This window comes from Rathayibacter sp. AY1D5 (genome assembly GCF_002932515.1).
In the GTDB taxonomy this organism is placed as follows: Bacteria; Actinomycetota; Actinomycetes; order Actinomycetales; family Microbacteriaceae; genus Rathayibacter.
In genome coordinates, this window is the sequence record NZ_PSVU01000072.1 from 1 (window position 1) to 11,842 (window position 11,842).

An 11,842-nucleotide genomic window follows, 5' to 3' on the forward strand; every position below is an offset into this window, starting at 1 on the left:
ACGACACGTCGGCCGGCACGGCGATCAGCGGGACGTCGTGCTCGCGGCAGGCGACGACGAGGTCGTCCGGCACGGAGCCCAGCAGCCCCTCGCCGGCGACCGCGTGGCCCGGCTGACGGCCGCCCTCGCCCGCCAGCGGGAGCTGCTGACCGAGGTCTACCGGGGGCAGCAGCTCGACGAGCTCGTCACGCGCACCTCGCGCGAGCTCGGACTCCCCGTGTCGGTGCTGACCGCGACCGGCCGGACCGCGGCCTCCGCCTCGCCCCTGGGGCTGGGGGAGATCGAGCGGGTCGTGCACGCGGCGCTCACGGCCCGGCGCAGCCCGGTCGTGCTCGCGGACGCCCGCGGCGGCGCCCTGTCGGTCCTCACCGTCGCAGGCGCGGGCGAGCACCGCGCCACCTCCTGGCTGGTCGTCGTCGGGGGCGACTGGAACGACTGGCCCGCCGCAGTACTCGACGCCGTGACGGAGCTCGCCGGAGTCGTGGGGGTCTACCGGCTGCAGCGGGAGGCAGCGCTCTCGGCCGACTCCGCTCTCGCCGACCGCCTGCTCGAGCTCGTGGAGGAGGACAGCGAGCAGCCCGAGGCCGCGGTGTACCTGCGGCAGCTCGGACTCGGCGGCGCCGGGCGGTGCGCCGTGGTCGCCGCCGAGTTCGAGGGCGACGCGCCCCCGGACCTGGCGCGCCGTGTCCTGGTCGACGCCGCCGCGCACCTGGGCCGCGCCGTGGTCGGACGCGACGCCCAGGGCTGCGCGGTGGCGGTGCTGCCCACCGAGGCGACCGATGCGATCCCCACCGGCGCGGATCCGCTCGCCGTCGTCACCTCGGCGCTGCGACGAGCGGGAGCCGCGTGGCCGGGCGCCGTGCTGCGCGTCGGGACGAGCGCCGCGACTCCGCTGCCCGCGCTCGGCGGCGCCCTCCGCTCGGCACGCTACGGGATGCTGCTGCCGGGCTCTCCGGGCGACGACGCTCCGGTGCGGGTCAGCGACTCCGGGGAGGTCACCTCCGCCGTGCAGCTGCTGAGCGCGGTCCCCGACCACCTGCGCTCAGTGTTCGTCGAGCTGGTGCTCGGGCGGCTCGTCGAGCACGACGCGCGCTACGGCTCGCAGCTGGTCGCCACGCTCGCGGCGTTCCTCGACTGCGGCGGCTCGTGGGTGCGCACGGCGGAGCAGACGCACCTGCACCTGAACACGGTGCGGTACCGCATCGCGAGGGTGGAGGAGCTGACGCAGCGCGACCTGTCGGACACCGCGGACCGCGCCGACCTGTTCCTGGCGCTGCGCCTGCGCTGACGGCCGGGTGCGCGCGGTCCGCACCGCGCCGCCCGGGCCGGCCCCGTCACTCCGGAACCACGATCCGCCTGCCCCGGACGTGCACCGCGGCGATCGCCGGCTCGCGCAGGGTCATCAGCAGGGCGAAGAGCAGCTGGGCCGTCGCCTCCTCCTCGTCGTCCGCGCGGATCCCGTGGGCGAGGACGTCGGCGAGCGGCTCCCACCGGTCGGGCTCGATGCGGAGGAAGTCCGCGTCCTTCCCGGGGTCGAGGCTGCCGAACCGCTCCTCCTGGTCGAGCGCCCGCGCGCCGGCGAGCGTCGCCGTGAACAGGAGCTCGGCCGGATGCAGGGCGACGGCCGCGTCGCCGGGCTCCGAGAGGTGCACCTTGAAGGCGTCGTTCGCCACTCGCGCCAGCAGCCACTCGTCGCCCGCGCCCACGTCCGAGCCGAGGGCGACGGTGACCCCCGAGGCGACGGTCCGGCGCCAGGGCATGGTGCCGGAGCCGAGGAACTGCTGCGAGGTCGGGCAGTGGGCGATCGAGGTGCCGGTCTCCTCCATCCGGTGCAGCTCCGCGTCCTGGCAGTGCACGGCGTGAGCGAGGATCGTGCGCGGCCCGAGGAGGGAGGAGCCGCCGCGCGCGGAGCCGGGCAGGAAGAGCCCGTCGTAGGTGTCGAGGTAGCTGCGGGTGCCGTACGCGCCGAGCACGGCGGCGATCTCGCCGTCGCCGGGCCGGTCGTTCTCGTTGAGGTGGCTGTGCACGTAGACGCCGCGTCCGCGGACGTCGTCGTAGAGGTCGCCGAGCGCTCCGAGGGTCCGGGGAGTGACGGACAGCGAGAACCGCGGGACGAGCGCGACCTGCAGGAGCGGGTCCCTCCCGTGCCAGCGGTCGATCTCCTCCGACGCGAGCGTCAGCGCCTCCTCCTCGGAGGTGATCAGGGGAGCCGCCGAGGCCGGGCCCGTGGTCTGGATGCCGCGCCCCGACACGATCCGCAGCCCCGCCTCGCGGCTGCGCTCGAACAGGGCGTCCTGCGCGGCCGGGAACGCGGAGCCGAAGACCATCGCGGCGGTCGTGCCCGCGGCCACCCGCCGCCGGGTGAAGGCTCGCGCGACGACGTCGGCGAACTCCGGGTCGGCGAGCCGCGCCTCCGAGGGGAACACCGTCCGGTCGAGCCACTCGAGCAGCTGGCCGCCGCCGAAGCCGTCGGTCGAGAACGTCTGGGGGAAGTGCACGTGCGCGTCGACGAAGCCGGGCAGCAGGACCGACGCGGCGTCGCCGGAGACCGGCAGGAGCGCGAAGCGGTCCGGCAGCTCGCGGTACGGACCGACCCAGGCGATCGTGCCGTCCTCGTCCACGGCGAGAGCGCCGTCCGGGATCGACACCAGCGACTCCCGCGCGGTCGCGAGCGTCGCACCCCCGGCGACGTGCAGCACGTGCCCCGGTGGACGCCCCCGGCGCCGGTCACACCAGGCCCGTGTAGGCGGTCCAGGCGGATCCCGCGGGCGGCGCGTCGTCGCGGGTGACGCTCGCCTGGATCAGCCCGTAGGGGCGGTCGGCGGCGTGGAAGACCTCGTTGTCGTTCTCGACGCCGAAGGGCGAGAGGTCGTAGACGAAGTGGTGCTTGTTCGGCGCGGAGAGACGGATCTCGACGATCTGCGGGTACTCCTCCAGGACCGCCTTCCCCATCTCGAAGAGCGTCTGCTGGAGGGCGAGGGAGTGCACGGTCGCGAAGCGGCTCGTCATGAGCGCCTTGACGCCCGCGTAGACCGCCTCCCAGTCCATCGCCGCGATCTCGTCCTCGCTCAGGGCGAAGCGCCACTTCGCGACCAGCGAGGTCGCCATCACCCGGTCGTTCGTCGGCTGGAGGACCGTGTACGGGTCGGTGAGGAAGCCGTGGAACTCGCTCCCCGTGGACTTCAGGATCGTGAGGTCCTTGAAGCCGCCGGTGATCCAGATCCGCCGCTCGTCGCCCGAGCCCTCGACCGTGACCGACGCGATCCGCGTCTCCTGGCCCTTCCGGACCCAGGTGTGGTCGTGCTCGCGCCCGTCCACCAGCACGCGCTCCCAGGCGAACTCCTCGATCTCGATGCGGGCGCCGTGGACGGGCTCGTAGCCGTCGACGAAGTGGCGGGCCAGCTCGAGGCCGTAGGGCTCGATCGAGCGCAGGCCCTTCTCCTTGGCGAAGGCGTACGCCGTCTGCTTCTGCGTGTCCGTGGGCAGGACGGCCGACTGGTCGCCCTCTCGGTGCGCGGCCTCGAAGTCGCCGCGGAGGGCCGTGGAGACGTTGACGTCGTGGATCTCGTGCCGCGGGGTCTCGCGGTAGATCCGCACGACGCGGTTCTCGGCCTTCCCGTACTGGTGGTCCCCGAGGATGATCGACATGTCCGCTCCTGTCCGTTCCGTGCGGCCGGGCCCGGTCACGCGGTGGTGCCCGTCCTGCTCGCGGCTCCTGCGAGCCCGTCTGCCAGCCTCGCGCCTGCCGGGGGCTCCGCGCACCGGCGGAGCATCCCGAGGAGCCGCCGCCGGGACTCCGAGTCTTGTTCGATCCGCCCGCTCCGCGGCTCCGACCCGCCTCCGTTCACACGCTCGAAACCTGCCGATGACACGGCGGCGGTCGGCGTGAGCCGTGGAGCCCCCCGAGGTGTCGTCGTGGAGGCGGGGGATCGGCGGATCGAGGTCAGGGGCGGGTGAGGAGGCGCCCGGCGGGCGGGACCGTCTCGGCGGTGACGCGTCGGCCGCCCACCCAGGTGGCGGCGACGGCGCCGCGGAGGACGCGGCCCTCGTAGGCCGAGACGGGGTTCCGGTGCGAGAGGGCGTCGACGTCCACGCGCCACTGCGCCTCCGGGTCGAACGCGACCAGGTCGGCGTCGGACCCCGCGTGCAGCAGGCCCTTCTGGCCGAGCCCGGCGAACGCGGCGGTCGCCGTGGACATCCAGGCGACGACCTGCTCGAGCGGGATGCCCCGCTCGCGGGCCCCGGTCCAGACCGCGCGGAAGCTCAGCTCGAGTCCCGAGATCCCGCCCCAGGCGACGCCGAAATCGCCGCCGGCGGGGAGCTTCAGCTCGGCGGTGGCGGGGGAGTGGTCCGAGGCGATGATGTCGATCGTCCCGTCGAGCAGCCCCTTCCAGAGCTGCTCGCGATTGCGCTCGTCGCGGATCGGCGGGCAGCACTTGAACTGCGTGCCGCCGTCGGGGATCGAGCCGGCGTCGAAGGTGAGGTAGTGCGGGCAGGTCTCGGCGGAGATCGGCAGCCCCTCGGCCTTCGCCTCGCGCAGGAGCGGCAGCGCGTCGGCGGAGGAGAGGTGCAGGATGTGCGCGCGGCAGCCGGTCTCGCGGACGGCCTCGATCACGTGCAGGATCGCGCTGCGCTCGGAGGCGGGCGGGCGGGAGTCGACGAACGCGCCGTAGGAGGCGCCGGGCTCCAGCGCGCTCGCCTCCAGTTCGGCCGGGTCCTCGGCGTGCACGATCAGCAGTCCGTCGAAGGCGGCGATCTCGCGCATCGCCTCGACGAGCTGCTCCCGGCTCAGGTGCGGGAACTCGTCCACTCCGCTCGGTGAGAGGAAGCACTTGAAGCCGAAGACGCCCGCGTCGTGGAGCTCGCGCAGCGTGCCGAGGTTCGAGGGGATCGCCCCGCCCCAGAAGCCGACGTCCACCTGCGCCTGCGGCCCGGCGGCCGCGCGCTTGGCCTCGAGCCCCGCCACCGTGGTGGTCGGCGGGATCGAGTTCAGCGGCATGTCGATGATCGTGGTGACGCCCCCGGCGGCGGCCGCGCGGGTGGCGGAGGCGAAGCCCTCCCACTCCGTGCGGCCCGGCTCGTTGACGTGCACGTGGGTGTCGACGATCCCCGGGATCAGGACCTGACCCTCGGGGAGGACGATCTCCTCCGTGGTCCGCCAGGGGGCGTCCCGCTCGCCGACCGCGACGATCAGGCCCTCGGCGATCGCGATGCTGGCCGGACGCCGGCCGTTCTCGGTCAGCACGTCGGAGGCGCGGATCACGAGGTCGAGGAAGGGAGCGTCGTCAGGCATGGATCGACCCTATACTCGGCATGTTTCCTGCGTGTGAGCGCCCGTCGGCGGCTCCGCCCGGCCTCCCCGCAGCCCCGGCGCCGTCGCCTCCCGTCCGAGAAGAGGAGGCCGTCGTGCTCGACATCGCCGACCCCCTGCTCGAGCGCGTCGAGGCGGGCGGGAGCGTCGCGGTCGTCACGGTCACGCACGTCTTCGGCTCGGCTCCCCGCGCTCTCGGGTCCTCGATGGCGGTGGACGCGGAGGGGCGCGCGATCGGCTCGATCTCCGGCGGCTGCGTCGAGGCGCAGGCGTACGCGCTGGCCCAGGAGGTGCTCGGCACCTCGGGCAGCGCGTCCGAGCACTTCGGCTTCGACGACGAGGCGGCCTTCGCCGCGGGCCTGTCCTGCGGGGGGCAGCTGCGCGTGTTCGGCCAGGTCGTCGACTCCGGCTCCACCGCGGTCCTCGCCGAGCTGCGCGCCGCCCGCGCCGGCCGCTCGGCCGCGCTGGCGATCGTCGTCGGCGGCCCGGAGGAGCTGATCGGCCTCGTCCTCACCGGAGCGACGCGCCTCCAGGACGTCGTCGGCCCGCACCTGGACGAGGACACGGCCCGCCGCATCCTCGCCGAGCGCGAGGCGCGCCTGGCCTCCGGCCGCTCGGCCACGGTCGAGACCGCCTGCCGGGGGGCCGAGCTCGAGGTCGCCTACGTCGTGCACGCCGAGCGGCCGCGCCTGCTGATCTACGGCGCCGTCGACTTCTCCGCCGCGCTCTGCTCCGCCGGCGCCCTGCTCGGCTACCGCGTGACCGTCTGCGACGCGCGTCCGGTGTTCGCGACCGCCGAGCGCTTCCCGGGCGCGGACGAGGTCGTCGTCGAGTGGCCGTCCGACCACCTCGCCCGCGCCGAGGTCGACTCGCGCACCGTGATCGCGGTGCTCACGCACGACGAGAAGTTCGACATCCCGCTGCTCGAGACCGCGCTCGCGCTCCCGGTCGTCTACGTCGGCGCGATGGGATCGCGGCGCACCCACGAGCGGCGGCTGCGGCTGCTGCGCGAGGCGGGAGTGACGGAGGAGGCGCTCGCCCGCCTGCACTCGCCGATCGGCCTGGACATCGGCGCGTCGACGCCGGAGGAGACGGCCGTGTCGATCCTCGCGGAGGTCCTCGCCGCGCGCACGGGGACGTCCGGGGAGCCGCTCGCGGGGCGCTCGGGCCCGATCCACGCGGCGCGCTGAGCCGCACGTCCTCCCCTGACGGCGCGCCGTCGTGATCGCGCCGGCCTGCTCGCACTCCGGCGGGAAACGGCCGCGAAACACCGCGCTGCCATGCTCGGGGCATGCAGCGCCACGTCCTCACCGGAGCCCACGTCGCCACCGTCGACGCGCACGGGACCGAGCACCCCGTCGGCCACGTCGTCGTCGACGACTCCCGCATCGTCGCCGTCGGAGCCGGCGACCCTCCGGCGTGGGCCCTCGACGGACGGTCCCCGACGGGCCTGCCGGCGCAGGAGGCGATCGCGCTCACGCGGGTCGACGGCCGCGGCCACCTGCTCACTCCCGGGCTCGTCAACACGCACCACCACCTCTACCAGTGGCTCACCCGCGGCTGGGCGCAGGACTCGATCCTCTTCGACTGGCTCGTCGCGCTCTACCCCGCCTGGTCCCGCATCGACGCCGACCTGACCCGCTCCGCCGCCCTCGGCGCGATGGGCGTCCTCGCCCGGTCCGGCTGCAGCACCGTCGCCGACCACCACTACGTTTTCCCGCGGGGCTCCGGCGACATCGTCGGCGGCATCGTCGACGCGGCCGGCACCCTCGGCCTCCGGCTGCACGCGACCCGCGGGTCGATGGACCTCGGCGAGTCCCGGGGCGGCCTCCCGCCGGACTTCGCCGTCGAGACCACGGCGGCCGCGCTCCAGGCCAGTGGAGAGGCGGTCCAGCGGTACCACGACGCCTCCGCCGACGCGATGGTGCGGGTCGCGGTCGCCCCGTGCTCGCCCTTCTCGGTGACCACCGACCTGCTGCGCGAGTCGGCCGTCCTCGCCCGTCAGCTCGGGGTCCGGCTGCACACCCACGGCTCCGAGACCGTGGAGGAGGACGCCTACACGCGGGAGGCGTTCGGCCTCTCGCCCACCGACCACCTGGAGTCGCTCGGCTGGCTCGGGGACGACGTCTGGATGGCGCACTGCGTCCACCTCGACGCCGACGCGATCGCGAAGTTCGCGGCCACGGGCACCGGAGTCGCGCACTGCCCGTCCTCGAACGGCCGGCTCGCGGCGGGCATCGCGCCGATCCCGCAGCTGCTGGCTGCGGGAGCCCCGGTCGGCCTCGGCGTGGACGGCGCGGCGTCGAACGAGTCCGGTCAGCTCGGCTCCGAGATCCGCGCCGCGGTGCTGATGAACCGCCTGCGCGCCGGCGCCGACCGGATGAGCGCCCGGCAGGCGCTCTCGGTCGCCACCATCGGCGGGGCCCGGGTGCTCGGCCGGCAGGACGAGATCGGCTCGATCGAGGTCGGCAAGCTCGCCGACCTCGCGCTCTGGCGGATCGACGGGATCGAGCACGCGGGCATCGCGGACCCGGTCGCGGCGCTCGCACTCGGAGCGCAGCCCCCGCTGAGCCTGCTCCTGGTGCAGGGTCGCCCGACGGTGCGGGAGGGACGGCTGGTGAACGCGGACGAGGACGCGATCGCCCGCGAGGTCGCCCGCGCGAGCACGGAGCTGGCGTCGCGCGTCTGAGCTGCGGCAGCCGATCGGCGCTCAGCCCGTCGTCGTTCAACCGGGCGGCGCCTCCGCCTCGACGGTCGCGACCGGGGCGGCGTCCGGGTGCAGGAGCCGCCAGATCCGGTCGCGGGAGAGCGGCAGCTCGGTCGGCCGCACGCCGATCGCGTCGCGGACGGCGTTGGCGAGTGCGGGGGCGACCGGGTTGTAGGGCGCCTCGCTCATCGACTTCGCGCCGAACGGCCCGAGCTCGTCGGCGGTGTCCGCGAAGAGCACCTCGGTCTCGGGCACGTCCGCCATCTGCGGGATGTGGTAGTTCCGGAGGATCGCCGTGGTCACGGTGCCCTCGCCGTCGAGGATCACCTCCTCGTACAGCGCCGAGCCGATCGCCTGCGCCACTCCGCCCTCGACCTGCCCGCGGCACTGCGCCGGGTTGATCACGAAGCCGGCGTCGGCCGCCTGCACCGACTGCAGGATCCGCACCTCGCCCGTCGGCTCGTGCACCGCGACGCGGAAGCCCTGGACGTTGAACGCGAGCGAGCGCTGAGCGCCGTCCTCGCTCCCGGTCGCGGTGACCGGTCCGCCGGCCGCACGGACCAGATCGGCGAACGCGACCCGGGTGCCGTCCGGAGCGAGCAGGCCCTCGTCGTCGGGCTCGAAGGTCTCGTCGTGCCCGGTCAGCCGCTTGGCGAGCGCCTGCAGCTCGGCGAGGAGGCGCGTCGCGGCCGAGTGGACGGCCTTGCCCGCGACGACCGTGCCGGCGCTGCCGAACGCTCCGGTGTCGTAGCGGGCCGCGTCCGTGTCGGACTGGCGGATCCGCACCCGGTCGGCCGAGGCATGGAAGGCGCTCGCGACCAGCTGCGTATGCACGGTGGTCGTCCCGTTGCCGAACTCGGCCGTGCCGACGCCGATGGTCAGCACGCCCTCGGCGTCGACGGTGACGGTCGCCTCCGAGAAGTGGCCCCGCGGTGGGATGGTGGCGATCATCGCCAGTGCCGTGCCCTGCCCTGTCCGCCACCCCGGTCCGTCGGGGGCGGGGGAGCCGCCGCCGGCCAGTGCCGCCTCGGTGAGGTCGAGGCACTGGTCGAGCCCGTAGGAGGCGAAGCCGATGTCGTCGCCCTCGACGTGCGTGACCACCAGCGGCTCGCCCGGGCGCACCGCGTTGATCCGCCGCAGCTCGAACGGGTCGATCCCGAGCTCGCGGGCGAGATCGTCCATCGCCGACTCGATGGCGAAGATCACCTGCCCGAGGCCGTAGCCGCGGAACGCCCCCGAGGGGAGGTTGTTCGTGTAGACGGCCTGCGCGTCGACGCGCTTGCTGGGCGCGCTGTAGACGGCGACCGACTCCGAGGTGCCGTGGAACATCACGCCGGGCCCGTGATTGCCGTAGGCGCCGGTGTCCGAGAGCACGTCCACGGCGAGGGCGGTCAGCCGTCCGTCGCGCCGGGCGCCGAGCGTGACGCCGACCCGCATCGGGTGTCGGCAGGGGGCCATCGTGAACTCGTCGCTCCGGGTGAACTCGAACTGCACGGGCCGGCCGGTGGCGAGCACGGCGAGGGCGACGACGTCCTCCGTCAGGATCTCCTGCTTGCCGCCGAAGCCGCCGCCCACCCGTGCCGTGAAGACGCGGACGGTCGACGGATCGCGGTCGAACAGGCGCGCGATCTCGTCGCGCACGAGGAAGGGCACCTGCGTCGAGGTCCGCAGCACCAGCTCTCCGCCCTCGAGCCAGCCGATAGTGCCGTGGGTCTCGAGCGCCGTGTGCGCGACCCGGGAGGTCGAGTACCGGCCCTCGACGACCACGTCGGCCTCCGCGAGTCCGGCGGCCACGTCGCCGTACTCTCCGTGGAGCTCCGCGACGACGTTCGCCTCCGGCCGGGCGATGCGCGAGGCGATCGGATCCTTGTCGGCGTGCAGGAGCGGCGCGCCGGCCGAGCGCGCCTCCTCCGGGTCGAAGACGGCGGGCAGCACCTCGTAGTCGACCTCGACGGCGCGGCAGGCCGCCTCCGCCTCGGCCACCGACTCCGCGACCACCACGGCCACGCGCTGCCCGCGGAACCGGACGACGGTGTCGAGCATGCGAGTGTCGTCCGGGTCGTCGAGCCGGGACTCGTGGCGGGCGGTGGAGTAGAGGACGTCGGGGACGTCCTCGGCGGTGAGGACCGCGACGACGCCCGGCATCGCGCAGGCGGCGGCCGTGTCGATCGAGCGGATGCGCGCGTGGGCGTGCGGGCTCTGGACGACCTTCAGGTGCAGCAGGCCGGGCACGGCGACGTCGAGGGTGAACGGCTCGCGGCCCTGGACGATCCGCCGGCCGGCGGGCGCGCCGAGCGAGCGGCCGACCCGGGACTCCTCGGCCGACGGGCGACCGGTGCGGCGGACGGGGGTGAGACCCGACGGCGGGGCCGCGTGCCGTCCGCGGACCGGGGCCTCCGTGCGATCCGCGCCGGACGGCTCGGCCGCGTGCGCGCCGTGCCCGGACGCGCAGGCGCCCGTCACGGCCTCGCGGATGGGGCGGTAGCCCGTGCACCGGCAGAGGTTGCCCTTCATCAGCCGCGGCACGTCCTCGGCGCGGACTCCGTCGAGCGCCGTGGCCGTGACCACCATGCCGGCCGTACAGAAGCCGCACTGGAACGCGCCGGCCTCGACGAACGCCTCCTGCACCGCGCTCGGCTCCTCGGGCGTGCCGAGGCCGGCCGCTGTCGTCACCTCGCGCCCCTCGACGCGGTGGGCGGGGTAGAGGCAGGAGTGGAACGGCGTCCCGTCGACGAGGACGGAGCAGGCGCCGCAGTCACCGGCGTCGCACCCCTTCTTCACCTCGAAGTGCTCGTGGTCGCGGAGGAGGGTGCGCAGCACCTGGCCGGGGCGGGGGGAGGCGTCGACCGGCTCCCCGTTGACGGTGAACCTCATCGGGCGCCTCCGGTCAGCTCGGTGCGGATCTCCTCGGCGAGCACGCGGACGACGGCGTGGCGCCAGTCGGCGGCTCCGTGCGGGTCGGTGAACCAGGTCGCGACGCCGTCGACGGCCGCGGCGAGCTCGGCCGAGGAGGGAACGGCGGCGAAGCGGAGCCGCTCCGGCCGGACGGTCGCCGCGGTGATCGTGAGCACGAACGCGCCGTCGGTGTCGAGGCGGCCGATGACGACGGCGCCGGAGCGTCCGAGAGGGGAGAGCGCCGTCTTGCGGAACGCGGTGCGCGCCCGGAGGGAGGAGAGCGGGAACTCGATCGAGCGGATGACGTCGTCCTGGGCCAGGGAAGTGGTCATGTTGCCGGTCACGAGCTCGGCGACCGGCACGGCGACGTCCGAGCCGTCGGCCCGCCAGACGAGGGCGGTGGCGTCGAGCGCGGCGGCGAGGCTGATCATCGGTCCTGCGGGCAGGGCGTTGGCGATGTTGCCGCCGACAGTGGCGACGTTCCAGATCTTGAAGGAGCCCAGCAGGGCCGTGCAGCACTGGAAGAAGAGCGGATGGGCGGTGTCGCCCGCGTCGGGCATCGCGGCGAGCTCGCTGAGCGTGCAGGTCGCTGCAATCGAGAGCCCGGCGTCCGTGCGCACGATCGGCTCCCACGCGAATCCCTGCAGGTCGAGGAGCTCGTCGAGGTGGTCGTGGGGGAGGGAGAACACCCAGGAGCCGCCTCCGATGACCGCTGAGCGCGGCCCGCGGCCCGCCAGCTCGGAGCGCTCGCGCACCACCCGGACGCGCTGGATCGTGTTCAGGTCCATGCCGCGCCTCCGTCCCGCGCCCGTCGGGCGTCTCCCCCCAGTGAACCCCGTGACGCGGCGGGCGGTGGCGGTCGTCGCCTCCACCCGTGCCGCCTCCGGCGTGTACGAGGACCGGACGGGACCGGCGCTGGAGGCCTGGTT

At 74.6% G+C, this 11,842-nt stretch carries 8 protein-coding genes; 3 read left to right on the forward strand and 5 right to left on the reverse strand.

Translation table 11 applies throughout. The features are described 5' to 3' along the window. The coding region (locus C5C82_RS16010; protein ID WP_219814856.1) for a CdaR family transcriptional regulator at positions 1-1,288 on the forward strand (1,288 nt) is incomplete at its 5' end. A gap of 46 nt (positions 1,289-1,334) precedes the next feature. On the opposite strand, the gene C5C82_RS16015 is transcribed toward C5C82_RS16010, so the two are convergent. The 3 genes from C5C82_RS16015 to allB all read right to left on the reverse strand — a co-directional run bounded on the left by C5C82_RS16015 (position 1,335) and on the right by allB (position 5,293). After that, positions 1,335-2,699, reverse strand: coding sequence for an amidohydrolase family protein (locus C5C82_RS16015; protein WP_104355358.1), 1,365 nt, complete (start codon positions 2,697-2,699; stop codon positions 1,335-1,337). 28 nt (positions 2,700-2,727) lie between these two features. Continuing rightward, positions 2,728-3,648, reverse strand: coding sequence for a factor-independent urate hydroxylase (gene pucL, locus C5C82_RS16020; RefSeq protein ID WP_104234587.1), 921 nt, complete (start codon positions 3,646-3,648; stop codon positions 2,728-2,730). A gap of 295 nt (positions 3,649-3,943) precedes the next feature. Continuing rightward, complete coding sequence (gene allB / locus C5C82_RS16025; protein WP_104283542.1) at positions 3,944-5,293, reverse strand: allantoinase AllB; 1,350 nt, start codon at positions 5,291-5,293, stop codon at positions 3,944-3,946. Between the two features lie 113 nt (positions 5,294-5,406). Here allB and C5C82_RS16030 point away from each other — a divergent pair, with 113 nt between their 5' ends. Beyond that, on the forward strand, positions 5,407-6,501 hold the full coding sequence (locus C5C82_RS16030) for an XdhC family protein (protein WP_181134466.1): 1,095 nt from the start codon (positions 5,407-5,409) through the stop codon (positions 6,499-6,501). A gap of 101 nt (positions 6,502-6,602) precedes the next feature. Then, positions 6,603-8,000, forward strand: coding sequence for an 8-oxoguanine deaminase (locus C5C82_RS16035; protein WP_104355360.1), 1,398 nt, complete (start codon positions 6,603-6,605; stop codon positions 7,998-8,000). A gap of 36 nt (positions 8,001-8,036) precedes the next feature. Here C5C82_RS16035 and C5C82_RS16040 read toward each other — a convergent pair whose 3' ends face one another. Further along, a complete protein-coding gene (locus C5C82_RS16040) occupies positions 8,037-10,892 on the reverse strand; it encodes a molybdopterin cofactor-binding domain-containing protein (protein WP_104355361.1) in 2,856 nt (951 codons plus the stop codon). Then, positions 10,889-11,701, reverse strand: coding sequence for an FAD binding domain-containing protein (locus C5C82_RS16045; RefSeq protein WP_104328941.1), 813 nt, complete (start codon positions 11,699-11,701; stop codon positions 10,889-10,891). The genes C5C82_RS16040 and C5C82_RS16045 overlap by 4 nt, the downstream gene beginning before the upstream one ends. Positions 11,702-11,842: the final 141 nt, after the last annotated feature.

Excerpts from the sequence above, each read along its gene's own strand:
- pucL (WP_104234587.1), bottom strand. The coding sequence starts at position 3,648 with ATGTCGATCATCCTCGGGGACCACCAGTACGGGAAGGCCGAGAACCGC.
- allB (WP_104283542.1), bottom strand. The coding sequence starts at position 5,293 with ATGCCTGACGACGCTCCCTTCCTCGACCTCGTGATCCGCGCCTCCGAC.
- C5C82_RS16035 (WP_104355360.1), top strand. The coding sequence starts at position 6,603 with ATGCAGCGCCACGTCCTCACCGGAGCCCACGTCGCCACCGTCGACGCG.
- C5C82_RS16040 (WP_104355361.1), bottom strand. The coding sequence starts at position 10,892 with ATGAGGTTCACCGTCAACGGGGAGCCGGTCGACGCCTCCCCCCGCCCC.
- C5C82_RS16045 (WP_104328941.1), bottom strand. The coding sequence starts at position 11,701 with ATGGACCTGAACACGATCCAGCGCGTCCGGGTGGTGCGCGAGCGCTCC.